Here is a 24,294-nt window from a genome sequence, read left to right as displayed (position 1 = left end):
CCGACACCATCGTCGGCACCGATTCCCACACCACCATGGTCAACGGCCTGGGAGTCGGGGGGTGGGGGGTGGGGGGAATCGAGGCGGAAGCGGCGCTCCTGGGCCAGCCCTGCTCCATGCTGATCCCCCGGGTGGTGGGGTTTCGGCTCGCGGGAAGGCTGCCTCCCGGGGCAACGGCAACGGACCTGGTCCTCACGGTCACCCAGATGCTTCGCAAGAAGGGGGTGGTCGGCGCGTTCGTGGAGTTCTTCGGTCCGGGGCTCGCCTCGCTCACGGTTGCCGACCGCGCCACCATCGGCAACATGGCCCCCGAGTACGGGGCGACCATCGGAGTTTTCCCGGTGGACGAACAGACGCTCGACTATATGCGTCTCACCGGCAGGGCCGCTCTGGTACCCCTCATCGAAGCCTATTTTCGGGAGCAGGGCCTGTGGTACGGTCCCGACCAGCCGGAGCCGTGGTACTCGGACACCATCGAGCTGGATCTCGGCACCGTGGAGCCGTGTGTGGCCGGCCCTTCCCGCCCCCAGGACCGGATACCCCTCGCAGAGGTGCGCGGCTCATTCCGGAAATCCCTGGCCGGACTCATGCAGAACGAGGCGGCCCGCATCGACCGGAGCATCCTGGATTGCTGGCTCGGCGACGGGGGGGCTCCCCGCTATGTGGCCCCGGAGCTTTCCATCGCCCCGCCGGACGAGAAGCTCGGCCCACTGGAGCGGTGCGTGCCGGTCAGGCAGCCCGACGGCGTGGCCTACAACCTCTGCCACGGCTCCATCGTGATTGCCGCCATCACCAGTTGCACCAATACCTCGAACCCGTCGGTCCTCATGGCCGCCGGGCTCCTTGCCAGAAATGCCGTGCAGCGGGGCCTGCAGGTCAAACCGTGGGTAAAGACCAGCTTTGCCCCGGGTTCACGGGTTGTGACCGATTATCTCGCCTCCGCCGGACTCATGGCATACCTGGAAGGGCTGCGCTTCCATCTGGTGGGCTTTGGCTGCACCACCTGCATCGGCAACAGCGGGCCGCTCCCCGACCATATCGCCCAGGCCGTTGTGGACGGCGGCCTCGCCGTGGCGGCGGTCCTGTCGGGAAACCGCAACTTCGAGGGGCGGATCAACAACTACGTCCGGACAAACTACCTTGCCTCGCCCCCCCTGGTGGTAGCCTATGCCCTGGCCGGCAACATCGCCATGGATCTTACCCGCGATCCGGTCGGCGTCGATCCGAACGGCCAGCCGGTCTACCTCAAGGATATCTGGCCCGCCGACGAGGAGGTTGCCGAGCTGGTGCGCCGCCACGTCACGCCGGAGCACTTCAGCCGCGGCTACGCCGATATCCTGCGGGGCAACGGGGCCTGGGAGGAGCTCCCCGTTCCCGCGAGCGAACTGTACCAGTGGGAGGAAACATCCACCTATCTCAAGGAGCCGCCGTTTTTCGCCGATGCCACTGCCGTGCCGGCGCCGGTCGACGATATCCGTGGCGCCCGGGTGCTGGCGCTCCTGGGAGACTCGGTCACCACCGACCACATCTCCCCGGCCGGCGCCATCGCCAGGGAGTCACCGGCCGGCCGCCATCTCGTCTCCCTGGGGGTGAAGCCCGAAGACTTCAACTCCTACGGCTCCCGGCGCGGCAATCACGATGTGATGGTCCGGGGGACCTTTGCCAACGTCCGGATCAGGAACCTCCTGGTGCCGGGTGTCGAAGGGGGGATGACGAACTACTTCCCGCAGGGGCAGGACCAGGGAGAGACGATGCCCATCTACGACGCTGCCATGCGCTACCAGCAGGACGGCATTCCCCTCATCGTCGTGGCCGGCGCCGAGTACGGCACCGGATCGTCCCGGGACTGGGCCGCCAAGGGGACCAGGCTCCTGGGGGTCCGCGCGGTGATCGCGCAGAGTTTCGAGCGGATCCACCGCTCCAACCTGATCGGCATGGGGGTGCTGCCGCTCCAGTTCATGGTGGGCGAAAGCCGCGAGACCCACGGCCTCACCGGACTGGAAACCTTTGATGTCGAGGGGCTTTCATCCCTTGTTCCCGGGGGCACGATTCGGGTCAGGGCCTTGAGCGCCGACGGCAGCGTCAGGGAATTCCCGGTGCTGGTCCGCATCGACACCCCCAACGAGCTCGATTATTACCGTCATGGAGGGATTCTTCCCTATGTGCTGCGCCAGGCGTTAGACTGAAAATAAATCAATAGGGTCCTTGTCCATGTGCACTCAATGATGGTGAGCAGTTTCCGGCGCGGTCCCATTTAATGCAATGTATGCCGCTGCCATGAATCGTGCTCATTTTTCACCTCTCGCACGGCATCCGGAGCTCTTTCCAGACCATGGGATGGAGCGCGCCCCAGTTACATGAAAGCAGGCATAGCAACAGACAGTGGTGCTGCTTTTGGGCTATGCGCCACTCCCCTCTCCATCATGTCTGGTTTACTGAAAGGCCGGCCGGGCATCATTCCGTCGAGGCGGCCGCAAGACGCTGGCGACACGCTGTCTTTTCCCGTTTCACTGTCCCGACAAAAAAGGAGAACGCGGCAATGAAGAAACTGGATGCGAAAATGCTGGAGGAACTTGGTGAGAGCGCATACCGGGAACTGGTGGCTGTTTATTGCAAGCTGCGCGACTTGAAGACGTCCATTACCCGGATGCACGATGACTACGTCGCGCAGGCCGTGCCGCCGGAATTGAACAGGGTGCAGGCAATCCGCCTGATCGTTGATGAGGCGTTTGACGACTTGGATCGATACCTGCGCCCCCAATGTGATCCTGATTCTGCCTATAGAACCGTGGAGCGTGATGAATGAGCGGAAGGCAGATCACTATGCAACTCGGCTGTATGGCCATTCCGCCGCGACAGGCCGATAAACGAGCTGTTGGCGGCGGAGCGGATTGAAACAACCGGATTCATCGAAATGTCACGGGGAGGGTCTGAATGATGGATGAATTGGGAATCTCTGCTGATGAAGTGAAATCCCGCATGAAAAGCGGAGAGGAGCTGTTTTTCGTAAACCTGCAACATCACCAAGACTGGGATCTGGCTGTCATGAAAGTCCGGGGTGCCCTACGCGTGCCAGATGACAGGCTGGAACAGCATTTCGCCGAAATACCCCGCGACCGGCCACTCATTGTCTACTCGACCTGTCCGGGGGATGAGCCAAGCCTGCGGGCCGCGCGGTTCCTTCAGCAGCATGGCTGGAATGATGTTCACTTCTTGATCGGTGGTTTCAATACGTATTGCGAGGCAGGGCTACCAGTGGAGGATGTGGGCACGGGAAGTACATCAAAGAAACTCAGGGGGCTCTGATGGCTCACGCGGACAAGGTCTGAATGCCGATCTCTCCCCACCGTCCAAATCCCGTAGCTTATCGCCGATGCGTTGACGGAACCATTCCGGCAAATGGTTACACCTCAGGGTACAGTGGCAGGGAGCCAGATGCAAAGCACTGCTTTGGAGGGGACAGACGACAAATTGACGGGCGCCCGACAGCGAGGGCAAAGGAGGAGCTCCGTATGGAAAACTGCAGAACGAACGAGGTGTTGTCGGAACAGATAGCGATAATTCAAGAATTCGCACAGAAATTGGATACGAATGACTTGAGCCAACTGGAAGCAAACCTTGCGGAGATAGAAATGGCGCTGAACAGGCTCACTGAATTCATGGCATATCTCCCCAAGTAGGCTTGTTATACCTTGGACGGCTTGCATTCCCTGGGTGGGCGGTCCAGGCAGAAGAGCCGGCCAGTTGGCGCCCGCCCGGACTCCGCACTTCCCATCTGATTGGCTTGCGCAACCGGTTCCCGCGCCTCTCGACCCGGCAGCCGCGACCTGCCTCATGGGCGGCAGATACGCCTCACAACCCGATAATCCTTTTCCGGAGAGCAAACAATGATGGCAATGACCTTAAGGACATGGGTGCGAGCTGAGTTGGAAACCGTCTGGGCCGTTGTTTCGGACAGCGTTGAGAACCCGCAGAGGTATATGTCGGATGTGGAAGCGGTCAGGGTATTGGAACGGCTTCAAGGTGGAACTATCAAGGAACTCACGATACGTGGCATGGAGTCCGCGCCCGGCTGCTTTGATTTTTTCGTGCTCGAAAGGGGAACCCTGAAGGAGGTAAAAAGCACGGAAAGCGACTACGTGCGCGTCTCCGGAGTGTTTGACTCCTTTGTGTTTGAACGCTCAATCACCAGAGAGGTCACGGTGCGGGGCGTGCCTTACAGGGAAAGGATTCGGATAAGCAACAAGGAGCGGAAAATTCACCGCGAGCTGATCGACCATCCCACCTGTTCCGGGAAGATAATCGTAAAAGCGGTTCCGAGCTCCGTGCAGAACCCCATGGCTCCTGTTGATCTACAATTCTTTCTGGAACTGGACTCCATGAACGGGTCGAAAGAGGAACAAGAAGAGATGGCCGCAGAGATCAGGAAAGAGCAACAGCGGCTTAAGGAGAAGGCCGAGGAGCTGGAAACGAATGTTTTAAGGAGTGAAGGCCAACCGGCCTTGCATTAGCGATTGCCATGCAACCGGCAATTCCTTAACCAAGCCGGATCAGGAGGACAAGATGACAAAGGCACCATGGGTTGACAAGGAAGAATGCATAAGCTGCGGGCTCTGCGTGAACAACGTTCCCGGCGTGTTCCGCTTCGATGACGAAAACAAGGCGGAATGCTACGACCCCAACGGCGCGCCTGAGGACGATATCCAGGGTGGCGCCATTGATGCCTGCCCGGTTTCGTGCATCAACTGGAGTACCGAGCCCGACTACCTGAGGAGCTTTGCCTGACGGAGTCTGGCGCTGTCCTGCACCGGCACTGCCCCGAGGAATGGAATGCTCCGTCCCGGTGGATTTATCGTGCCGGATCCATGGGAGAAAAGGAGGAAACCGCATGCAGTTTGCCGCAAAGCTCACCGAAGTCCCCCTCTGGGGCAAGAAGCTCGTCACCGTCAACGGTGAAGAGGTGGTGCTGATCAACGACAAAGCAACGATATTCGCCTGCGAGAATTATTGCCCCCACCAGGGAAGCCCGATGCTGGTGGGAATCGTCAAGAACGGGGTCATCTCCTGCCCGCGGCACGGCTGGCACTACGATCTGGCCAGCGGCGCCAGCACCGATCATCCCGGCTATACCCTGAAAACCTACCGGGTCGAGGTGGTCGGCGACGACATCATGATCGATACGGCAGCCGAATCCGATTGAAGGGAGTGCGATGGGATTGAGATGGGTCTGAGATTGTGATCGTTACCGTAACCATACTGGCACTGGCATCCCTCCTGTTCATATCAGGGATCATCCGCCCGGATCTCGTTGCCGTCAGTGCGTTGATTCTTCTCATGCTCTTCGGCATCCTGACGCCGGACGAAGCGCTGTCCGGCTTCTCCAGCCCGATTGTCATGATGATGATCGGCCTGTTCGTCGTGGGTGGCGGCATATTTCAGACCGGCCTGGCAAAGCAGGTGAGCAGGAGGCTGCTGAAGCTGGCCGGGACGAATGAGACGACTCTCCTGATCATGGTGATGGTTGTGACGGCGGCATTCGGCACCACGGTAAGCAACACGGGCACGGTGGCGGTGTTGATGCCCATCGTGGTCAGCCTGGCCACGAGCGCCCGCATCAACCCGGGCAGACTGCTGATGCCGCTGGCCTTTGCCAGCAGTTTTGGCGGCACCCTGACGCTCATCGGCACACCGCCAAACCTGGTGATTCAGGAGACGCTCGTCAGCGCGGGTTACGGGAAGCTGTCCTTCTTTTCATTCACGCCGATCGGGCTGGTCGGTTCCATGGTCGGGATTGTCAGCCTGCTCTTCCTGCGCCGGTTCCTGCCGAGGAATGAGGCGGGCAAGAAGACGCGCAGCGGGCGCTCGCCCGGCGAGCTCGCCCGGAAGTATCAGCTCTCGGACAACCTGTTCCGGGCAAAGGTGGGAGCAACATCCTCCGTTGCATCGAGAACTCTGAGCGAATTGAATATCTCGGCCCGGTTTGAAGTGAATATCATCGAGATCCGGCGTAAAACATCTGCAAGGAATCAATTCCTCAAGACGATCGACCAAGAGATTGCCGGACCGGCTACGGTGCTTGAGGAAGGGGACATCCTGTATATCCACGGCACATTCGATCAGGTGCGGCGGGTTACGAAGGAGTATGGCCTGATTCTGCTGGATCATCAGGTTCCCGAGGACAGACAGCCGGCCGGCGCTGAGCAGTACGCGACCGCGAAGATCGGCATCGCCGAGGTCATGCTGACTCCCGGCTCGAACCTGATCGGCAAGCTGGTCGAGCAATCCGGGTTTCGCGAGAAATACCGGGTAAACATCCTGGGAATCCAGAGGAAGGACCGCTTGCTGCTGCATAACCTGAAGGGAGAGAAGATGCTCTTCGGTGACGCCCTGCTTGTCCAGGGCACCTGGAAGGACATCGCCCTGCTTTCCGCCGAGCAGGCCGATTACGTTGTCATAGGTCAGCCGGCCGAAGAGTCGCGCAGGGTTACCATGGACAACAAAGCGCCCATTGCCGCGGGAGTCATGCTGCTGATGGTGCTACTGCTGGTCACCGAGCTTATTCCGGCGGTTGTCTCGGTCATGATTGCAGCGGTGCTGATGGTGCTGCTGGGCTGCGTTCGCACCATGGAGGACGCATACAAAACCATCAATTGGGAGAGCATTCTCCTGATCGGCGGCATGCTTCCGATGTCGACCGCCATCGAGAAGACCGGCGCCGCCGAACTTCTGTCGAACAGCCTGGCAAGCTCCCTGGGCAGTTATGGGCCGGTCGTGCTGCTTGCGGGGGTATATGTCACGACATCCGTGTTCACATTATTCATCAGCAATACGGCATGTGCGGTGCTGCTCGCCCCGATCGCGCTGAACGCAGCGGTCCAGCTCGGCGTCAGTCCCTACCCGTTCATGTTCGCTGTCTCGATTGGAGCCAGCATGTGCTTTGCATCGCCATTCTCGACGCCTCCCAACGCGCTCGTCATGTCGGCCGGCCGCTATACATTCGGTGATTATATAAAGGTAGGGCTGCCCCTTCAGGTTGTCATGGGGATAGTGATGGTTTCGGTTCTGCCGCTTTTCTTCCCGCTGTGAGCCGTGGAGAGAGCCGGGCAAATCTGTCCGAACCTTTGGAGGCGATCAGATGAAAACGGTAATACTTGGCGGAGTAGCCGGCGGGCTGTCCGCCGCCAGCCAGATCAAGCGCGCGGATCGGGATGCAGAGGTGATTGTCCTGGAAAAGTCGGGCGATCCTTCCTACGCCGCGTGCGGCATGCCCTACAACCTCTTCTTCAAGGATACGCCGGTGGAAGCTCTCTATGCCCTGAGCCTCGACACGATCCGGAACGGACGCGGCATCGACTACCGGCTCCGCCATGAAGCTGTCGCCATCGATCCCCTGCGGCAGGAGGTTACGGTTGTCGACCATGAGCAGAACCGGGAGTACCGCGAACGCTACGACTTCCTGGTCTATGCCACGGGCAACCGGCCCGCGCCCCTTCCCCTGCCCGGATTCGATGATCCGGCGGTCTGCTACTTCAAGACCCTGGACGACACGAGGCGGGTCAAACGTCTGATCCATGACCAGGCACCAGCCTGTGCGATTCTGGTGGGGGCCGGGTATACCAATCTGGAGGTGGCCGACGTCCTCTACAACATGAGGATCCGGCCGGTTATCGTGGAAAAGGCCCCGGCGATCCTCCCCGCCTTTGCAGCGGAGATCCGGGACAAGGTGATGGAGAAGATTGCTGAAAAAGGGATCGAATTCCACGCCGGCGTGGACGTCCAGGGGAAGGAAGGCGCCACGGTGCGGACCACGGCAGGCGATTTCGACGCCGGTCTCGTGGTCGTTGCCATCGGCGTGAAGCCGAACACCGGCCTCTTCGCCGCGGCCGGGGGCGAGCTCGGGGCTGCCGGAGCCGTCAAGGTAGACCGCTTCCTGCGCACGAGCCTCCCCGGCGTCTTTGCCGCCGGAGACTGCGCAGAGCACTATGTCCGCCAACTGGGGAGGAACAGCTACATGCCGCTCGGCCCCGTGGCCAATAAACAGGGGCGTCTTGCGGGCAACAACATAGCCCGCCACGATGCCATGACGATGTTTCACGGCATCGATCAGACCGCGGCGTTCAAATTTTTCGACCTGACGGTTGCCACAACCGGCCTCAACGAACGACAGCTTCAGGAGATGGGCCAGGAGTTCAGAAAAATCCACGTGGACACACCGACGAGGGGATCATTCCCCGGCGGAGGCACCATGCGGACCGTGCTTCTGTTCGAGAGGGGAACCGGCCTGCTCCTCGGCGGCCAGATGGTGGGACAGGATGTGGTGGCGAAACGGCTCGACGTCCTTGCCGCCGCCGTGTACAAGCAGATGACCGTTTTCGAGCTGGCAGAGCTCGACCTGAGCTATGCGCCTCCCTACGCACCGGTGTGGGACCCCCTCCTCATTGCGGCGAACCAGGCGGTCAAGGCCGTGTGACCTGATGTCTGGACAGTAAAGGACGAGCCGTCATGGACATCGCGACAGAGTCCCCACCCCTGACCATATACACCGTGGGTCATTCCACGCGCAGCCTGGAGCAATTCGCCGGGCTGTTGCGGGTCCACGGCATCAGGCAGCTCGTGGACGTGCGCACCATCCCCCGCTCGCGGCACAACCCCCAGTTCAATCGCGACACCCTGAGCGCATACCTTCGTAACCGTCGCATCGGCTACCGGCACATGAAGGAGCTGGGAGGATTGCGGCACCCCCGGGCCGATTCGCCCAACATGGGGTGGCACAACGCCTCTTTCCGGGGCTTTGCCGACTATATGCAGACGCCGCAGTTTGCCGCGGCCCTGGAAAAGCTCGTTGCGCTGTCCCGCAGAAAAGCGACCGCCATCATGTGTGCCGAAGCCGTTCCCTGGCGCTGCCACCGCTCGCTCATCGGCGATGCCCTTGTGATCCGCGGTGTTGAGGTCATGAATATCATGGGCCGAGGCAGCGCAACGCAGCACAGCCTCACCGCCATGGCGGCCGTGGAGGGGATGCGGATAACGTATCCGCCCGAACAGGATTAAGCGGCGTTTCCCCCAAAGGCCACCCCATGGCCGTGGGCAATGGAGATGGCCTGATGCCTGTCCTGTACAGCAAGAATTTTCCTGCAGCGCAGGAGACTCCTTTGGTGGCAGGAACGCAAGTGCGGCCGGGCATACCGCAGCGGGATGCAATCCGCTGGAATGACAGGGAGTTGCGACAGGCTTGGTCTTGGTATGTGCCGTGCAACCGTCATGACGGAAATGGAATCGGGTAATGGGGGCGTGAATCGCGTGAGCGACAGCCAGCGCACGAGAAACCGGCAATGAACGCGAGAGATAACCTCGGCAATCTGCCCAGGCCCCTTGTAATCACGTTGGGTGCTATCATCCTTGTGATGGTTGGCGTAATTGACTATCTTACGGGTCCCAACTTTTCGCTCTCCATTTTCTACCTGATCCCCGTCTTACTGGTTTCCTGGTATGCGGGGAGGGTGCCCGGCATTGCCATATCCTTTGCCTGCGCCCTGACATGGCTCATTGCCGGCCTGCTGGAGAAAACGTATTGCGAATATCCCGTTGTTCTCTATTGGAACGACTTGATGGAGTTGGCATTTTTTCTAACCGTAACGATTCTGATAACAGCGCTCAAAAGTTCATTGCAGCGCGAGATGGTTCTGGCCAAAACCGATTATCTGACAAAACTACCCAATAGAAGGTGTTTTTTCGAATTTTCAGAAAGGGAACTGGGCAGAAGTCTTCGTTACCATCACCCGCTCACGATCATATATCTCGATATTGACAATTTCAAAACCGTTAACGACACGATGGGGCACAGTGCCGGGAATGACCTGCTCTGCTTGGTGGCAGAGACCCTCAGCCGCATCATCCGATCAACCGATATGGTGGCAAGGCTGGGCGGCGATGAATTTGCGTTGCTCCTGCCGGAGAGTGACCCCGAATCGGCACGGAATGCCATCCATAAAGTGATGAACAGCCTTACGGAAGCTCTCAATGACAAGTGGCCGGTGACTTTCAGCGTGGGGATGGTAACATACATGCTCCCGCCGGCATCGGTAGACGAAATGGTGAAAAAAGCCGACAATGTGATGTATGCCGTAAAACTGGCCGGCAAGGGCGCGGTTCGGCACGAGGTAGTGGAACAGTGAACCTGGTGCCGGCCTGCAATGCATTCATCAGGCATCCTGAGTGACAACGCGGTAGGTCAGGAAAAGACGATCCCATGTCCATGACGATTCCTTCTGTGTTCAAATCAAGGCAGACTCCCCTGTCGATCGCACTCGTCTATGCTCTGGCCGGGGGAGCGTGGCTGTTGGGGACAAACGCTCTGACCGCCACGCTATTCAAGGGTCAGCCATTGGTGATATGGCTGACCGTGCTGAACGGCGTGCTTCTGATTGGTGTGTCGGCGGTTCTGCTGTTTCTGCTGATCCGCCGCAGAGAGGCGACCATAACGCGTTCACAGGAGTCGCTGCGCAGGACCAACCGTGCGCTTGCGACCCTCAGCGAGTGCGATCAGGCGCTTCTGCATGCCGCTGACGAACAGGGGTTCATCAGGGATGTGTGCCGGATTGCAGTGGAACATGGAGGCTATCGCCAGGCGTGGGCCTGGTTTGCGGAGGCCGATGGGGTAGCATCCATGCGGCCGGTTGCGTGCTGGGAAAACAAGGCCGCTGACATGAAGTCTCATCTCGACTCGGACATGGGTCAGGGGGTTGCCCGGGAGGCCCTCTCTACCGGCTGTCATGTGATCCGGAATATCACTACCAGGCTGGGTGCCGGCGAACTGTTCAGGCGCATCGCTTGTTCAGTCATATCGCTGCCGCTGTCCGACGACGAGGGGGTCTTCGGCGCCCTTGTCATATACGCCGATGGCGCCGATGCCTTTGCCCCGGAAGAGGCCGACCTCTTGCGGAAGCTGGCCGGCAACCTCGCACACGGAATCACGACTCTCCGGGTCCAGGCGGAAAAGTGTCAGTTAGAGAAACAGCATGCGATTCTCGCTGCCGTTATTGACCAGTTCATGCAGGGCGTCATTCTTTTTGCCCCCGACGGACTGATAAGCTACGTCAATCAGGCATTTGAGCGAATCAGCGGGACAGACCACGCCGACATCATCAATACACGCATCCACAGCTACGGCAAATCGCTCTTGGGATCTCCATTCATTCAGGCACTGAACGATGTCGTGGCTCAGTCGAAGCCCCGAACCGGAAGGTATGTCATCGTGAGGGACGACGACAGCAACCTGGATGTCGAAGTAATCCTTTCCCCGGTCAGGGAGGCTTCCGGCGCCGTTGCAAGCTATGTCGCCATTGTCCGTGACATGACGCCGGAGATGCACCTGGAAAGTCAACTGCGCCATGCGCAGAAAATGGAAGCCGTCGGGACGCTGGCCGGGGGAATCGCCCATGATTTCAACAATATTCTGGGAGCCATAATCATCAGCACCGAGTTGGCTCTTGATGACGCAAAAGAGGGGGCAAGCAACCCTGAACTGCTTGAAATTGTGCTCAATGCGGCCGAGCGCGGCCGGAACCTGGTCACTCAGATCCTTGCCTTCAGCAGGCAAGGCGAGCAGAAACGGCAGACGGTGCGAATGGCCCCGATCGTGAAAGAATGCCTGAAACTGCTGCGGGCCTCCCTGCCGACCACCATCGACATTCGTCCAACCATCCGCTGCGAAGACGCAATGGCCTCGATCGACCCGACCCAGATCCACCAGGTCATCGTGAATCTTTGCACCAATGCGGCCCATGCCATGCACGGCAAGGTCGGAACGCTCGAAGTTGTCCTGACCGACGTCACCCTCCATGAGGATGAGGCAGGCACCCATCCCGACCTGCATGCCGGCCCCTATGTGGAACTCTCGGTCAAAGACACGGGACATGGGATGGGGAGCGAGGTTCTGGAGCGAATCTTCGATCCGTTTTTCACCACGAAGGAGCAAGGACGGGGAACGGGGCTGGGACTGCCCGTTGTCTACGGCATCGTGAAGGACCATGGCGGGGGGATCGTGGTGGAGAGCGAGCCCGACAGGGGGACAACCGTGCGGGTCCTGATCCCGAGGGCGGAGCAGGTCGAGGAACAGCCAGATGCCGCCCCGGACGGGATTCCCGCCGGAGGAAACGAGAGGATTCTCTATGTGGATGACGAAGAAGACCTGGTCGCCACCACCGGCGAGATGTTGCGGCGGCTCGGCTATGAGGTGGTTGCCACCACCGGCAGTGTCGAGGCGCTGAAGCTCTTCACCGCTCACCCCGGACAATTCGACCTGATTATCACCGATCAGACCATGCCACTGCTGACCGGGACGGAACTGACCAGGGGAATACGCCGCCTCAGGCCGGAGGTGCCGGTTCTGCTCTGCTCCGGTTTCATCGACCAGGACGAACGCACCATCCTTCAGGAAGCCCGGGCCGCGGGCATTGCCGAGGTTCTGCGGAAGCCGGTTGACAGAGACGAAATGGCCCGGGCTATTCGGCGGGCATTGGACAGGAGTGTATAAGAAATCATGGCTGAGATCCTTATCATCGATGATGACGACTCCATGCGCTCTTCCCTGTGGCACATGGTGAAGCGGATGGGGCACCAGGCGGAAAGTGCCTCGACCCTCAGGGAAGGCCTTGAAAAAGCCTCCTCAGGGGCATTCGACGTGGTACTGCTCGATGTGAGCATGCCGGATGGAAACGGGCTCGACATTCTGCCGGATATCCAGCGGACTCCGGCCGAACCGGAGGTGATCATCATCACCGGTTACGGCAACCCGGACTCAGCCGAGCTGGCCATCAGGAGCGGGGCCTGGGACTACATTGAAAAGGGGACCTCGCTCAAGGCGATGACCCTGCATCTCGTGCGCGCACTCCAGTACCGGCAGGAGAAAATCGCCAGCCGCGGCGCGAGCGTCACCGCGCTCAAGCGTCACGACATCGTCGGCAACAGCCATAAGATCAGGGACTGCCTGGACCTGGTGGCCCAGGCAGCCGCCGGCGACACCTCTGTGATGATTACCGGAGAAACCGGCACGGGAAAAGAGCTTTTTGCCCGGGCCATCCACAGCAACAGCCGCCGGGCCGAGGGCAACTTCGTGGTGGTGGATTGTGCCGCTTTGCCGGAAACCCTGGTGGAAAGCCTCCTGTTCGGCCATGAAAAGGGGACGTTCACGGGAGCGGAAAAGGCCCGGGAAGGGCTCATCCAGCAGGCGCACGGGGGATCGCTCTTTCTGGACGAGGTCGGCGAGCTTCCCCTGTCGGTCCAGAAGGCTTTCCTGCGGGTCCTCCAGGAGCGCCGGTTCCGCCCCCTTGGCAGCCAGCGCGAGCAGGTGAGCGATTTCCGCCTCATCTCCGCGACCAACCGGGATCTCGACCAGATGGTGCGTGACGGCAGTTTTCGCGATGACCTGCTGTTCCGGCTCCGCGCGTTCGCCATTGAGCTTCCGCCGCTCCGGGAGCGTCCGGAGGACATCAAGGAATTGGCGCGTCACCATGTGGACAGACTCTGTGAGCGTTACGGATTTGCCACCAAAGGGTTTGCGCCGGAATTCCTGGAAACCCTGACCCAGCACTCGTGGCCCGGAAACGTGCGTGAACTGGTCAATACGCTGGAGCGGGCGCTCGCATCAGCCCGCCTGGAACCGACCCTCTTCCCCCAGCACCTGCCCCTTGACATCCGCGTACAGATCGCCCGGGCGGCAGTGGAGCAGCCCGAGCCCGGCGCAGCGCCCCAGCGGGTCACCCAATCGCTGCCCCGACTCCAGGACTTTCGCGAAACAGTGTTCGCCCAGGCTGAAAAGCAATACCTCAGCGACTTACTCTCCCTCACCGGCAATGATCTCAAGGAGGCGTGCCGCATTGCCGGACTTTCACTGTCGCGTTTGTACGCCCTTCTCAGCAAGCACGGCGTAAAACCGACCTAGAGCGAGGCAGCCCTGCGACGCAGCGGTACCCGCCCCGCGCACGTCGCCACAGGCTCCCGTCTCTGCCGTGCCCCGGGAATCTATACAAACGACAAAACCCTTACGCCGGCGAAGGAATGCTATCCCCATATTGATTGCTGACAGACATATCAGCGTCTCGCTTGGTACGCCACTGGAAGTACGTGTGGTCAAAAGGACCGGAACAACGGCAGTAGCTCCCCGCACGAAACACCAGTATCCCCTTCCGGTTCCAGCCGTACAGAGATTTCCTGTACGGCTGGAATCATTCTTGCCCCACAGGAAAAATTTTCCACCCTCCTGACAGCAGCCATGCGTATCTAGCCGTAATTACACAGCAGGCAGCAATGCCCCATTCTGGCACGTGCCATGCTTTAGTACCCATTGAATATGAATGGGCGAGGTCATGGGAGGAGTTCACTGCCCGCGTCGTTTCGACGCGCAAGGAGCGGGCCGGGCAACCGAGGCAGGGTGAACCGTGCCCTCCCGATGATGAATGGCTGGTCGGCAGTACTGACATGTTCCCGGAAGAACCGATGGTGGCTACTTCAAAAACGGTCATGCTTGATCGTGCGTTCTGCCAAGGAGCGAGAGCTATGAAAGAGCCGGTCAACGGAGCCAAACACATCTACATTACCGAGTACGATCTGATCAGACTGCGAGATTTGCTTGTGGTGGCAAGAGAATATCTTTCTGAAAAAGGAGAGTACCTTGATGAGCTGGATAACGAATTGGAGCAAGCAAGCATAGTTGGGCCAGAAGAGATACCATCCGATGTTGTTACCATGAATTCAACAGTAGTACTGAAAGCATTGATGGGTGAGCAGGAATTTATTTATAGTTTGGTATTTCCCGCTGAAGCCGGAGTCGAGCAGAACAAAGTTTCGATCATCAGCCCGATGGGTACATCAATGATTGGTTGTAGAGTCGGTGATATTATTGAATGGCAAGACGTGGCTGGCTTGAGGAGATTGCAAATCATCAAAGTCATCTATCAGCCAGAAGCTGCCGGTGACTACCATCTCTGACCCCATAGCCACACATTCAATCTATTACCTATCGATCAATGATCATCGATAGTAAAGCGCCATAGAGACACTAATAAAACTAAAAGTGAGGTACGTGTGAGCGATATAATAATCACGGTCGATCTGGGCATTATGAATGCCTACGAGATTGTCAGGGATCCCCTGAAGATTGAAAGCGACAGGCTGGAACCGATAAAAAGCCCTGTTGCCGTTGAATCGTCTGCCAAGGTAACGGATAAATACGGGGATGCAGCGGGGAGATTCTACCAGGGCGGCGGTACAGGCACGAGGGCAGCGGGATTCGGAGAACAGCATACTGTCGAACTGGAAACCAAAAGGCGGCTGATAAGACTGCTCGCTGAAAACATCAACAGGCTGGTAAGCGAAAAGGACTGCGACAGGTGGTTTTTGGCCGCGGACAGAAGCATAAACAATCAGATACTCGAAAGTCTGGCCCCGGCAGTGAAGGCGAAGTTAAAAAGAAACATTGCGGCAAACCTCACAAAGATCGACAAGTCGGAGGTCATGAGCCATTTTGCCTGACATGGCCCGGCAGGACGCATGAATGCGCTGTAAGCGTGCGCACCGTGGCGGCATTTCATTGGATGCAACCTGTGGAACGCTCCACCAGCCGGCCGGTTGTGCCAAGGCCCTGGCTTCGGACCAGGACTGCCAGGTCAAGCAGGGCTCGAACCAGGCTTGAGTGATCCGCATCCGGCGCATCGAGCCGTCCCCTGATGCGCGCCGGGCCGTTGCTCCACGCCTCTCCGCTCGCCTTCATCCTCCTGCGAATACCTCTCCCAAAGACCGCCGGAATTGTTCGCGGGGATCAAGCAAGACCTCGAAAATTTCCTGTACAACTGGAATAATTCCCACCCGGCAGGAAAGTTCCCGGTTTCTCCAGGCAACACCAACAGGGTATCTAGTTGAAATTACGGCATTGTCAACAGCGCCTCCTTCTGGCACGTGCCGTGCTTTAACGATTATTGAATACTCAGAAGCGGAGCGAGGTTATTGCCTATGGATGTACTTTTCTACGCCCCTGAAGGAGTTGGCGAGGATATCCGAAAAACGGTTTCGGGAGTTATTCCCGGCCTTGAGGTATTTCGGTCACAGGCAGCGCTTGCCGAACGATTCCGCCGGGTACTGGAGCAACCTGCGATCACCGTTCTGATCGCCCAGGACAGGGATGAACTGGAGCGCCTGCTTACCATGCGAACTGCTTTCCGCGACACGAAGACCGTTCTGGTCCTTCCCGACAGGCGGGCCGAGACGGTCTCCCGTGGGCACTGCCTGGAACCGCGGTTTATGACGTACCTGGACCAGAACCCGGCGGAGGTGGTCGCCGTGCTCGTAAAAATGGCGAACCCCGGCAACGGGAACCGGGAGCCCTTGAGGGAACGGATTTCGCTGCCATAGCGGCAGCAGGGACGCAAAAGCCGGGGAGAATGAACGGCAGAACACGCTGCAACGAAGCGATGCCGCCGCGCATCGGTCCGGGCGGCCTCTGCCCGGAGGAGTTGCCGTTCCCGCGGGCGCATGGCGCGGCAGGGATGCGGCATACCCCCCAGTCAGCGGCCGGGGCAGGAAGAGCCCCAGGGTCCCGCTCCATTGGTCCGTCCGGAGTCGGGACACGGAACGGACCAGCCGGTTTCGACGGATCTGGATATCGTGCATTGGCGATGGAGGAGTCTGCAATGCGTACACGATTGTCACCCAAGGGCGGGAGGCGGGGCACCGTACCGCCTGCCTGCGGTATCTGCAGCAAACAATGCAGGGCCATCGGGAGCGTCGAGCATGACCTGGCCGGTGGAGTTGGCCACGGTGCCGGCCGGAGGCGGCGTATCGGCTGCGGCACCATCTGCCATGAGGAATACCGTTTGGCCATGACCGATGACGCCGTGTGTCCGGACCTGACCGGGTAGCGGCACTAACACCTTTGAGAAAGGAGCGACTCAATGGCTGCTTCGAAAATACTGTTTGCTGCCGGGAGTGATTGTGACTTCACCCTCCTGGAAGAGCTTTTCGACAGAAACAACACAACAGTCCATCGTGTCCGCAGCGGAGAAGAGGCCCTTGCCACGCTGCGCACCACATCCTTTGAGCTCATGCTCACCGATCTGGAGATGCCGGACATGGATGCCATCACGTTGGCCCGCAGGGCCCGCAGGGCCCGTCCCGGACTCACCGTCTTCATGTATACCGACTTGCCGACGCAGGCCCTGCGGCGCGAGATCGGCGAAGCGGGCATTGAGCGGATCTTTGACAAGCCCTTGTCCCCCAAGCTGGTGCGGTATCTGCTGTGGGAAGCCCGCAGGGCATCCGAAAGAGGGGGTGGCGGGGATGCTGCGTCAGCGAAAGGAGTGTAGGGATTGCCCATGCTCACGTGGTCTGAATACATAAAAATATTCACCGCTCTGCTGGTGATCATCAACCCCGTTGGCGCCATTCCCGTTTTCGTGGCGACGACCAATGACGATCCCCCAAAGGACCGACTGAGAACGGCACGTGTTACTGCATGCTCGGTGGGGATCGTTCTGACGGTGACCGTATTGGTCGGGGAGGCACTGCTGCGCTTTTTCGGCGTCAGCATCGCATCGTTCCGCGTCGGAGGAGGAATCCTCATTCTGCTGAATGCCATTGCCATGTTTTACGCCCAGAGCAGCCAAAGCAGGTATACCGATGAGGAGGCCCGAGAGGCGGAAGAAAAGGAGGACATCGCCGTGGTGCCTCTCTCAATCCCCCTTCTTGCGGGGCCCGGGGCTATCAGCACGGTAATCATCTACAGCAATCAGGCGGAAAGCTGGGGTCACGACGGCATCCTGATTTTCATCAGCGCGGCCGCGGCGTGCCTCGTATGGCTCGTCCTGCGCCTGGCTATTCCCATCGGAAAGATGATGGGGAAAACAGGCATCAATATCGCGACACGGCTCATGGGGCTACTTCTGGCCGCCATTGCCATAGAATTCATTGCCGGCGGACTGAGCCAGCTCCTTCCCGGCCTGCTGTGAGCACATTCACTGAAACGTTCTCTGACAGAACAGAACCATCCGGAAACTCAGCAGACGGTTGGACGCCCCGGCAGCGCCCGGAGCGGAGCAGCCGGGACATATTCAGTTGGACAGGCGAGGACGCGGGCACCGCGCAACGCAGCAGATGCCCCCGCAGGGGCTTTGCAACAGCCTGTCAGAAGATACTTTTCATCATGAGGAGGATACAGCCATATGGATGCACGAGCTATCTACGTAACCGAGGACGATCTCTCAAGGCTTGAGGAGATTCTTGACACGATAACGTCCCGCGACCGCAAGGATCTCCAGAAACTGGAAAACGAACTGGCATCGGCAACGATCGTCGATCCCCAGAATGTCCCACCGAATGTCGTAACCATGAACTCGCGGGTGAAGCTGCGCGATATCCGTGCCGACAAGGAAATGACCATATCGTTGGTCTTTCCCAATGACGCAAACATCGCGGAAGGAAAAATCTCAGTTCTGTCACCCATCGGAACCGCGATCCTCGGCTTTGGCGCCGGCGACACCCTGGACCTGTCCGTCCGCTCGTTTGCCAAAAAAATCAGGATCGAGGAAATTCTCCATCAGCCCGGCGCGGCAGGGAGCCATGATTTGTAGGGCATCGGCGGGAGATCAGTGCTCATCGGACAAATAACTATCGAAAAGGAGATGATGCACCATGAAATGTCCCATCTGTAACGATCGCACGACAATCGAAATCGTCATGCACTCTGACGGATATGCCGACAACCTGCTCGAATGCACCCGCTGCGGTACCATCTGGATCGCTAACGCGGAGGGAATCATTCTGCTTAACAACAACGTTGTTTCCGGGTGACAAGGACTCTCCGCAGCCGGGCCCGACGTGCCCGTCGCAGAAGGCGGGCCAGGGTGGCGAGGCGCGCGTCCGTTGCCCGCGCAGCACATCGGCCACCTGTGCCCCCTGATGACAAAAGCCCATGGATTCATCGTCCATGGGCTTTTTGCTGCAGCTCCCGCCGGCCTGCGGCAGGAGGAAAAGGCATCGGCAGGGGGCAGGTGCCTGCCCGAGTGCTAGCGCCTGCCCCCCAGCATCAGGACGCGCAGCATGTCCTTTGCCCCGTCACGCTTCCGTTCGAGACGGTCCAACTCCGCCTTGGTATAGACGCGCTCCCCCTTGGCGATTTCTTTCTCCAGCCTGGCGATGCGTTCGGGCAGGCTGTCCCGGGAGGAACAGCTCGCAAGGCGGCCGTCCTTGCCCGTCGGTTCCGTCTGGGCAAAGGCAGGCAGCGCGTAACAGCCGAATGATACGATTGCTGCAAGAACAAGTCGCTTTTTCATGTATTCACTCTCCGTTTTTTTTGTAATTCACGGCCGGCATTCCCGGGGAACCCCGGCCGCGGCATTGGCTGGTGCGGAGTTCCGCTCATGTTCTCCGTGGTGGGCAGCCACTGCCGGACGTGGAGGGTGGAATATCGACCTGGGGGGCGGATCGGGCGGAGACCCGTCACCATCGCCCCCATTGACCCAATGGCTGGCCGGAGGGCTCATGGCCAGCGCCGTGTCGGAAAGGATGGTGGTCGTGCAGTGGCACCGGTGGCAATCGGGATCGGGACATGGCGCGGGACAGGGGCTATGTCCGCCCCGATCATGCCCGTCCGCATGCGCCGCGGCTCCGCCCGCAGGGTGTGGGATGGCGCCGGCCCCTGCAACAGCGCCCGCCGTGACGGCGAGAACGATCAGCACCATCAGAGCCGCACCCCGCGCCAGCATGACGTGTCTGGATGGAAGCGGTGGTGTCATTGTCTGCACCCGACCTCTCGGCGTAGTATTCTCTGGTTCTTTCTGCCGCCGCGGCAACCGGGCGGGACGAGTTAAAAAGCGGCGCACTCCCGAAGGAAGAGCACAAAGGAGTGCGCCCATTGCAACCTGACATCTGCCGGAGCCTGTCGGCCCTTACTTCTCCACGCCGTTGAGCACGACCCGCAGCGACCGGATTCCCTCCTTGAAATCGGTCGCGTTGTAATTCCAGGGCCGGCTCCGCACGGGCATCTTCCGGTACACCGGCTCCAGCACCAGGGTGTTGCGGCTGCCCTCGGCGAGGGTGATCTCTTTTTCAACGGCAATGGCGTCGGCAGGAATGGCCATCACGGTTCGGTGGGTGCCGGCCTTGACGTGCAGGGTCCGGGAGAACTGATACCTCATCCCGTCTCCGGCTTCCGGGTCGCGCGGCCCCACCGGCTCCTTGCGTTCGGGCCGGGGGTCGCCCGACAGCTCCAGGGCCTGGCCGCCGATATTCAGCAACAGCGTGTAGCCCGGGGTACCGTGAGCGTCGGCGGCGGAATACACCCCCGGCTTGTGTGTCTTCAGGAGCGAGACGATCCTGAGCTCAGCATAGCCCGGAGGCAGGGGCCGGCCCTCTGCCTGTGTGACAAATACGTCCTGGCGCTCGGCCATGGCTGCGGTCCGGATGAGATCCGCGGACCTCGCACAGCCGCTGAGCAGGGCAAGGGTGAAAACGGTCAGCACTATCCTGGTGACCCTGTTCATGGTTCTCCTTTCATCGCTTGCATCGCAGTAATCCGTTGCGCGCCGAAGCGGTCAGATGGCAGCTCTGCCCCGTTCGTTCGTCCTGATCTTGATGATGTCGTCAACCGTGGAAACGAAGATCTTGCCGTCTCCGGCAGTGCCGGTGTGGGCATGTTTCCGGATCACGGAGACGACTTTTTCGACCATATCCTCATCAACCACAACCTCCAGTTGGATGCGGGGAACGAGCTCCACCATTTCATACACAATCTTGTCTTGTGCATTCTGGGCCCTGCTTTTGCCGAAGCCCTTGATTTCCGATACGGTCACTCCCGGCAACCCGTCAATGGCGTGAAGCTCCTCGGTTACTTCCAGTAATTTGGCCGGCCTGATAATCGCTTTTATCTCTTTCATGGAATTCTCCTCGGCTACCTGCGTTGTGAGCTGTCTGTCAGGAAGGGGACCGTTACATCTCCTCCTCGACGTCTCTCTTCTCAAACCAACTGTACACCGACGGGATGACCAGCAGCGTCAGCAGGGTGGACGTTACCAGACCGCCGACCACAACCGTTGCCAGCGGTTTCTGGATTTCGGACCCGGTGCCGCTGGCAAGAAGCATGGGAATCAGGCTGAATATGGCGATGGATGCGGTCATCAGCACCGGACGCAGGCGGTCGGCGGTCCCCCGCCGGATGGCCTCCTGCAGCTCGAAGCCCTCATCCCGCAATTGGGATATCCGCGACACCAGCACCAGGCCGTTCAGCACTGCAACGCCGAAGAGAACCACGAAGCCGACGGATGCCGGCACCGACAGGTACTGGCCCGAAATGAAGAGCGAGAACACGCCGCCGATCAGGGCGAACGGGAGGTTGGAGATGACCAGGAGCGCCAGGCGGATGGACCGGAAGGTCACGTAGAGCAACAGCAGGATCAGGCCGATGGCCACCGGCCCGATGATCATCAGCTTTTTCATGGCCCGCTGCTGGTTCTCGAACTGTCCGCCCCAGGTGAGGTAGTAACCGGGGGGAAGCTTGACCTGCTCTTTGATCTTCTGTTTCGCCTCGGCCACGAAACCGCCGATATCCCGGCCGGTGATGTTCATTTCGATGCCGATGCGGCGCACCCCGTCCTGGCGGCTGATCTGCACCGGGCCCTCGATCATCTTCACCTCGGCCAGTTGTTCGAGGGGCACGTTGATGCCGGTTTTCGTGGTGATGATCAGGTTCTTGATGGCGTCCAGCGAGTTCCGTTTCTCTTCTGGCAGGCGCACGGTTATGTCGAAGCTGCGGTTCTCCTCGTAGAGCTGCGACGCCGCCTTGCCGGCAACCGCGATCTCGATCACCTTCTGCACGTCGCTGATGTTCAGGCCGTATCGGGCGATCCTGGACCGGTCGATGTCAACGGTGAGATACGGCTGGCCCGAGATCTTCTCCGCGTTCAGGTCGGTCCCTCCCCTGACGGTGGAGAGCACCTTGGCGATTTCCTGGGATTTAGCGCTGAGCACGTCGATATCGTCGCCAAAGAGCTTCAGGATCAACTGGGCCCGGGTGCCGGCCACCAGTTCGTCGATGCGGCACTGGATCGGCTGGCTGAAGCCGAAGGTGATGCCGGCTACCGATTCCAGGGACTCGCGCATCTCGTTGGTCAGCTCCTCCTTCGAGATGTCCCGTTTCCATTCGTCCTTGGGCTTGAAGATCCCCACGTAGCCGGTCTTGTCCGAGCCCCTGGTGTCCAGGGCCACCCCGGTCTGACCGGTCCGCGACACCACCGTGCCCAGCTCGGGGAACTGCTTCAGCTTTTCCGCCACGCGCTGGTTGACCTCCATGGCCTTGTCCAGGGAAACGCCGGGGAGCATGGAAACGTCCATGTCGAATGCGCCTTCGTCCATGGTCGGAATGAACTCGGTGCCCAGCCGGGAGACCAGGAGCACCGACGCCACCAGGAGCACGCCGGCAACGCCCAGCACCACGCGCTTTTTGGCCATGGCGTAGTCGAGCAGCGGCAGGTAGAGCCGGTGGGCGTGCCGCATGATGAAGCTCTCCTGCTCCGGCTGCGGTTTCAGGAACAGGCTGCAGAGCACCGGGATGATGAAAATGGAGAGAAACAGGGAGGAGAGCAACGCAATTGCCACGGTGATGGCCAGGGGCCCGAACATCTTCCCTTCGATTCCCTCCAGGGACAGGATCGGGATAAAGGTGAGCGCGATGATCAGTTCGCCGAAGATGCTCGGCTTGCGGACCTCCATGACGGCCTTCAGCACCGTCAGCAGCCTGGGATGGCGCTCCCCCTCCCCGCTCAGGTGGCGCTGGACGTTTTCCACCTGGATGATCGTGGTGTCGATGATCATCCCGATGGAGATGGCCAGGCCGCCCAGCGACATGAGGTTGGCGCTGATCCCCGTGAGCCTCATCACGATGAAGGTGGCCAGCAGGGAGAGCGGCAGCGCGATCAGGACTACGATGCTCCCCCTGACGCTGTTCAGGAGCAGGTACAGGACGATCAGGACGAGGATCGACCCCTCGATGAGCGCCCTGTTCACCGTCCCCACGCTTGCCTTGACAATGTCGCTGCGGTCGTAGAAGGGGACGATCTTGACCCCCTCGGGCAGCACGTTGTTTTCGTTGATTTCCTTCACTTTCTCCGCGACCCGGCGCACCACGTCGCGGCTGTTTTCCCCCCGCAGCATCATGACGATGCCGCCGACGCACTCGTCCTTGCCGTCCTTCATGGCCGCGCCCATGCGGACCGCCTCGCCCACCGTCACCTGGGCCACGTCGCGGATGTAGGTGGGGGTGCCTCCGGCCGACTTGAGGACGATGGTTTCGATGTCGCCCACGTCCTTGATCAGGCCGACTCCGCGGACGATGTACTGGTCCGTCCCCCGCTCCAGGAGGTTGCCGCCGACGTTTTCGTTGTTGCTGCCGATGGCGGTATGGACGTCATCCACGGTGACGCCGTACTTCAAGAGCTTTTCCGGCGACACGATCACCTGGTACTGCTTGAAATAGCCGCCAAAGGAGTTGATCTCGTTGACCCCGGCGACACTTTTCAACTGCGGGGTGACGATCCACTCCTGGATGGTCCGCAGGTTGGTCAGGTACGCGATCTTCTGCCGGGGGTCCCGGGGCATCTCCCCTTCCAGGGTGTACTGATAGATCTCCCCCATGGCCGTGCCGATGGGCCCCATGGCGACCTCGACCCCCTTCGGCACCTTTTCCCTGGCCTCGGCCAGGCGCTCGAACACCAGTTGCCGGGCAAAGTAGATGTCCACGTTGTCCTTGAAGACAATGGTAACGATGGACAAGCCGAACTTGGTGACCGAGCGCATCTGCTCGATGTCGGGCAGGCCGCGCATGGCCATCTCGATCGGGTAGGTGACGTTCCGCTCGATCTCGATCGCCGACAGGCCGTCGGCATGGCTGACGACCTCCACCTGGATGTTGGTCACGTCCGGGAAGGCGTCGATGGGCAGTTTCGCGTAGGAATACAATCCTATGGCGATAATCAGCAGCGCCAGGAAGATGACCATCCCTTTCTGGCGCAGCGTATAGGCAATCAGTTTCTCCAGCATCGGAACCTCGCTTCCGTCAGGAGCATGTCCGTAACCAACGGGAGCCGTGGTTACGCGCACGCTCTACCCATGGTCGGTGGTGATCATTCGCCGTGGCCGTGTTCGTCCGTCATCTCGCCCTTTTTCAGCTCTGACTTAAGAATGAACGAGCCCTTCACGGCGTAGCGTTCCCCCTCCTTCAGGCCGGAAACGATCTCCACCAGGCCGCCGGCG

The 24,294-nt window shown here is 59.9% G+C and carries 26 protein-coding genes and 1 pseudogene; 21 read left to right on the top strand and 6 right to left on the bottom strand.

Annotation, left to right across the window (positions count from 1 at the left end):
- From acnA to AC6CDK_RS13290, 15 genes are all read left to right on the top strand, one after another.
- Positions 1-2,186 (top strand): aconitate hydratase AcnA (gene acnA, locus AC6CDK_RS13360; RefSeq protein WP_496639880.1); only part of this gene is annotated, 2,186 nt, incomplete at its 5' end.
- Between the two features lie 353 nt (positions 2,187-2,539).
- The gene (locus AC6CDK_RS13355; RefSeq protein ID WP_039646163.1) at positions 2,540-2,806 is read left to right on the top strand and encodes a hypothetical protein; all 267 of its coding nucleotides are present in this window, start codon (positions 2,540-2,542) and stop codon (positions 2,804-2,806) included.
- A gap of 128 nt (positions 2,807-2,934) precedes the next feature.
- Complete coding sequence (locus tag AC6CDK_RS13350) at positions 2,935-3,306, top strand: rhodanese-like domain-containing protein (protein ID WP_039646165.1); 372 nt, start codon at positions 2,935-2,937, stop codon at positions 3,304-3,306.
- A 206-nt stretch (positions 3,307-3,512) separates the two neighbouring features.
- The gene (locus AC6CDK_RS13345) at positions 3,513-3,680 is read left to right on the top strand and encodes a hypothetical protein (protein WP_158514102.1); all 168 of its coding nucleotides are present in this window, start codon (positions 3,513-3,515) and stop codon (positions 3,678-3,680) included.
- Positions 3,681-3,887: 207 nt separating this feature from the next.
- Positions 3,888-4,511 carry a hypothetical protein gene (locus AC6CDK_RS13340; protein WP_039646167.1) on the top strand — a complete coding sequence of 208 codons (624 nt, stop codon included), beginning with the start codon at positions 3,888-3,890 and terminating at the stop codon, positions 4,509-4,511.
- Between the two features lie 52 nt (positions 4,512-4,563).
- Positions 4,564-4,785 (top strand): ferredoxin, encoded by a 222-nt coding sequence (locus AC6CDK_RS13335; protein WP_039646169.1) that lies wholly within the window; start codon positions 4,564-4,566, stop codon positions 4,783-4,785.
- 103 nt (positions 4,786-4,888) lie between these two features.
- Positions 4,889-5,200, top strand: coding sequence for a Rieske (2Fe-2S) protein (locus AC6CDK_RS13330; RefSeq protein ID WP_192905066.1), 312 nt, complete (start codon positions 4,889-4,891; stop codon positions 5,198-5,200).
- A gap of 35 nt (positions 5,201-5,235) precedes the next feature.
- Complete coding sequence (locus AC6CDK_RS13325; RefSeq protein WP_192905065.1) at positions 5,236-7,086, top strand: SLC13 family permease; 1,851 nt, start codon at positions 5,236-5,238, stop codon at positions 7,084-7,086.
- 49 nt (positions 7,087-7,135) lie between these two features.
- Positions 7,136-8,470: an FAD-dependent oxidoreductase gene (locus tag AC6CDK_RS13320; RefSeq protein ID WP_039646174.1), complete on the top strand. Its 1,335-nt coding sequence runs from the start codon at positions 7,136-7,138 to the stop codon at positions 8,468-8,470.
- Between the two features lie 32 nt (positions 8,471-8,502).
- Positions 8,503-9,051: a DUF488 domain-containing protein gene (locus AC6CDK_RS13315; RefSeq protein ID WP_039646175.1), complete on the top strand. Its 549-nt coding sequence runs from the start codon at positions 8,503-8,505 to the stop codon at positions 9,049-9,051.
- Positions 9,052-9,332: 281 nt separating this feature from the next.
- Positions 9,333-10,175, top strand: a complete 843-nt coding sequence (locus AC6CDK_RS13310; protein WP_039646178.1) for a diguanylate cyclase domain-containing protein — start codon at positions 9,333-9,335, stop codon at positions 10,173-10,175.
- Positions 10,176-10,249: 74 nt separating this feature from the next.
- The gene (locus tag AC6CDK_RS13305) at positions 10,250-12,535 is read left to right on the top strand and encodes a hybrid sensor histidine kinase/response regulator (protein ID WP_226048210.1); all 2,286 of its coding nucleotides are present in this window, start codon (positions 10,250-10,252) and stop codon (positions 12,533-12,535) included.
- Positions 12,536-12,541: 6 nt separating this feature from the next.
- Entirely contained in the window at positions 12,542-13,942 is a 1,401-nt protein-coding gene (locus AC6CDK_RS13300; RefSeq protein ID WP_039646180.1) for a sigma-54-dependent transcriptional regulator, read from the top strand.
- A gap of 365 nt (positions 13,943-14,307) precedes the next feature.
- The gene (gene rnk, locus AC6CDK_RS13295) at positions 14,308-14,988 is read left to right on the top strand and encodes a nucleoside diphosphate kinase regulator (RefSeq protein ID WP_082021152.1); all 681 of its coding nucleotides are present in this window, start codon (positions 14,308-14,310) and stop codon (positions 14,986-14,988) included.
- Positions 14,989-15,084: 96 nt separating this feature from the next.
- The gene (locus AC6CDK_RS13290; RefSeq protein ID WP_039646185.1) at positions 15,085-15,531 is read left to right on the top strand and encodes a host attachment protein; all 447 of its coding nucleotides are present in this window, start codon (positions 15,085-15,087) and stop codon (positions 15,529-15,531) included.
- 55 nt (positions 15,532-15,586) lie between these two features.
- Here the strand turns inward: AC6CDK_RS13290 and AC6CDK_RS13285 are convergent, their stop codons facing one another.
- Complete coding sequence (locus AC6CDK_RS13285; protein ID WP_152609750.1) at positions 15,587-15,769, bottom strand: hypothetical protein; 183 nt, start codon at positions 15,767-15,769, stop codon at positions 15,587-15,589.
- A gap of 239 nt (positions 15,770-16,008) precedes the next feature.
- Between AC6CDK_RS13285 and AC6CDK_RS13280 the strand changes: the two genes are divergently transcribed.
- From AC6CDK_RS13280 to AC6CDK_RS13255, 6 genes are all read left to right on the top strand, one after another.
- Entirely contained in the window at positions 16,009-16,407 is a 399-nt protein-coding gene (locus AC6CDK_RS13280) for a hypothetical protein (RefSeq protein WP_039646187.1), read from the top strand.
- A gap of 278 nt (positions 16,408-16,685) precedes the next feature.
- Positions 16,686-16,913, top strand: coding sequence for a hypothetical protein (locus tag AC6CDK_RS13275; protein ID WP_145915414.1), 228 nt, complete (start codon positions 16,686-16,688; stop codon positions 16,911-16,913).
- Positions 16,914-16,946: 33 nt separating this feature from the next.
- Positions 16,947-17,357 carry a response regulator gene (locus tag AC6CDK_RS13270; RefSeq protein WP_039646189.1) on the top strand — a complete coding sequence of 137 codons (411 nt, stop codon included), beginning with the start codon at positions 16,947-16,949 and terminating at the stop codon, positions 17,355-17,357.
- A gap of 9 nt (positions 17,358-17,366) precedes the next feature.
- Entirely contained in the window at positions 17,367-17,999 is a 633-nt protein-coding gene (locus tag AC6CDK_RS13265) for a MarC family protein (protein WP_039646191.1), read from the top strand.
- Between the two features lie 213 nt (positions 18,000-18,212).
- On the top strand, positions 18,213-18,620 hold the full coding sequence (gene rnk / locus AC6CDK_RS13260) for a nucleoside diphosphate kinase regulator (protein WP_039646193.1): 408 nt from the start codon (positions 18,213-18,215) through the stop codon (positions 18,618-18,620).
- A 61-nt stretch (positions 18,621-18,681) separates the two neighbouring features.
- Positions 18,682-18,840: a hypothetical protein gene (locus AC6CDK_RS13255; protein ID WP_052269433.1), complete on the top strand. Its 159-nt coding sequence runs from the start codon at positions 18,682-18,684 to the stop codon at positions 18,838-18,840.
- A gap of 215 nt (positions 18,841-19,055) precedes the next feature.
- Here AC6CDK_RS13255 and AC6CDK_RS13250 read toward each other — a convergent pair whose 3' ends face one another.
- The 5 genes and pseudogenes from AC6CDK_RS13250 to AC6CDK_RS13230 all read right to left on the bottom strand — a co-directional run.
- Positions 19,056-19,322 (bottom strand): hypothetical protein, encoded by a 267-nt coding sequence (locus tag AC6CDK_RS13250; protein ID WP_039646195.1) that lies wholly within the window; start codon positions 19,320-19,322, stop codon positions 19,056-19,058.
- Positions 19,323-19,937: 615 nt separating this feature from the next.
- Positions 19,938-20,531, bottom strand: coding sequence for a hypothetical protein (locus tag AC6CDK_RS13245; RefSeq protein WP_039646197.1), 594 nt, complete (start codon positions 20,529-20,531; stop codon positions 19,938-19,940).
- 51 nt (positions 20,532-20,582) lie between these two features.
- Positions 20,583-20,924, bottom strand: a complete 342-nt coding sequence (locus AC6CDK_RS13240; RefSeq protein WP_039646199.1) for a P-II family nitrogen regulator — start codon at positions 20,922-20,924, stop codon at positions 20,583-20,585.
- Positions 20,925-20,976: 52 nt separating this feature from the next.
- The gene (locus tag AC6CDK_RS13235; protein ID WP_039646201.1) at positions 20,977-24,081 is read right to left on the bottom strand and encodes an efflux RND transporter permease subunit; all 3,105 of its coding nucleotides are present in this window, start codon (positions 24,079-24,081) and stop codon (positions 20,977-20,979) included.
- Between the two features lie 83 nt (positions 24,082-24,164).
- Positions 24,165-24,294: pseudogene (locus AC6CDK_RS13230) on the bottom strand (efflux RND transporter periplasmic adaptor subunit); the annotation flags it as partial.

It is taken from the genome of Geobacter sp. PheSNFMC (assembly GCF_059620965.1).
The sequence above is the reverse complement of the archived record's forward strand: the minus strand, read 5'-3'. Positions and strand labels throughout refer to the sequence as shown.

What these genes read in the sequence shown, in the direction of transcription:
- AC6CDK_RS13340 (WP_039646167.1), top strand. Translation starts at nt 3,888, where the DNA reads ATGATGGCAATGACCTTAAGGACATGGGTGCGAGCTGAGTTGGAAACC.
- AC6CDK_RS13300 (WP_039646180.1), top strand. Translation starts at nt 12,542, where the DNA reads ATGGCTGAGATCCTTATCATCGATGATGACGACTCCATGCGCTCTTCC.
- rnk (WP_039646193.1), top strand. Translation starts at nt 18,213, where the DNA reads ATGGATGCACGAGCTATCTACGTAACCGAGGACGATCTCTCAAGGCTT.
- AC6CDK_RS13320 (WP_039646174.1), top strand. Translation starts at nt 7,136, where the DNA reads ATGAAAACGGTAATACTTGGCGGAGTAGCCGGCGGGCTGTCCGCCGCC.
- AC6CDK_RS13330 (WP_192905066.1), top strand. Translation starts at nt 4,889, where the DNA reads ATGCAGTTTGCCGCAAAGCTCACCGAAGTCCCCCTCTGGGGCAAGAAG.
- AC6CDK_RS13350 (WP_039646165.1), top strand. Translation starts at nt 2,935, where the DNA reads ATGATGGATGAATTGGGAATCTCTGCTGATGAAGTGAAATCCCGCATG.
- AC6CDK_RS13235 (WP_039646201.1), bottom strand. Translation starts at nt 24,081, where the DNA reads ATGCTGGAGAAACTGATTGCCTATACGCTGCGCCAGAAAGGGATGGTC.
- AC6CDK_RS13285 (WP_152609750.1), bottom strand. Translation starts at nt 15,769, where the DNA reads ATGAAGGCGAGCGGAGAGGCGTGGAGCAACGGCCCGGCGCGCATCAGG.
- AC6CDK_RS13270 (WP_039646189.1), top strand. Translation starts at nt 16,947, where the DNA reads ATGGCTGCTTCGAAAATACTGTTTGCTGCCGGGAGTGATTGTGACTTC.
- AC6CDK_RS13310 (WP_039646178.1), top strand. Translation starts at nt 9,333, where the DNA reads ATGAACGCGAGAGATAACCTCGGCAATCTGCCCAGGCCCCTTGTAATC.
- AC6CDK_RS13275 (WP_145915414.1), top strand. Translation starts at nt 16,686, where the DNA reads ATGCGTACACGATTGTCACCCAAGGGCGGGAGGCGGGGCACCGTACCG.
- AC6CDK_RS13355 (WP_039646163.1), top strand. Translation starts at nt 2,540, where the DNA reads ATGAAGAAACTGGATGCGAAAATGCTGGAGGAACTTGGTGAGAGCGCA.
- rnk (WP_082021152.1), top strand. Translation starts at nt 14,308, where the DNA reads ATGCCCCATTCTGGCACGTGCCATGCTTTAGTACCCATTGAATATGAA.
- AC6CDK_RS13280 (WP_039646187.1), top strand. Translation starts at nt 16,009, where the DNA reads ATGGATGTACTTTTCTACGCCCCTGAAGGAGTTGGCGAGGATATCCGA.
- AC6CDK_RS13345 (WP_158514102.1), top strand. Translation starts at nt 3,513, where the DNA reads ATGGAAAACTGCAGAACGAACGAGGTGTTGTCGGAACAGATAGCGATA.
- AC6CDK_RS13305 (WP_226048210.1), top strand. Translation starts at nt 10,250, where the DNA reads ATGTCCATGACGATTCCTTCTGTGTTCAAATCAAGGCAGACTCCCCTG.
- AC6CDK_RS13245 (WP_039646197.1), bottom strand. Translation starts at nt 20,531, where the DNA reads ATGAACAGGGTCACCAGGATAGTGCTGACCGTTTTCACCCTTGCCCTG.
- AC6CDK_RS13265 (WP_039646191.1), top strand. Translation starts at nt 17,367, where the DNA reads ATGCTCACGTGGTCTGAATACATAAAAATATTCACCGCTCTGCTGGTG.
- AC6CDK_RS13335 (WP_039646169.1), top strand. Translation starts at nt 4,564, where the DNA reads ATGACAAAGGCACCATGGGTTGACAAGGAAGAATGCATAAGCTGCGGG.
- AC6CDK_RS13255 (WP_052269433.1), top strand. Translation starts at nt 18,682, where the DNA reads ATGAAATGTCCCATCTGTAACGATCGCACGACAATCGAAATCGTCATG.
- AC6CDK_RS13315 (WP_039646175.1), top strand. Translation starts at nt 8,503, where the DNA reads ATGGACATCGCGACAGAGTCCCCACCCCTGACCATATACACCGTGGGT.
- AC6CDK_RS13240 (WP_039646199.1), bottom strand. Translation starts at nt 20,924, where the DNA reads ATGAAAGAGATAAAAGCGATTATCAGGCCGGCCAAATTACTGGAAGTA.
- AC6CDK_RS13250 (WP_039646195.1), bottom strand. Translation starts at nt 19,322, where the DNA reads ATGAAAAAGCGACTTGTTCTTGCAGCAATCGTATCATTCGGCTGTTAC.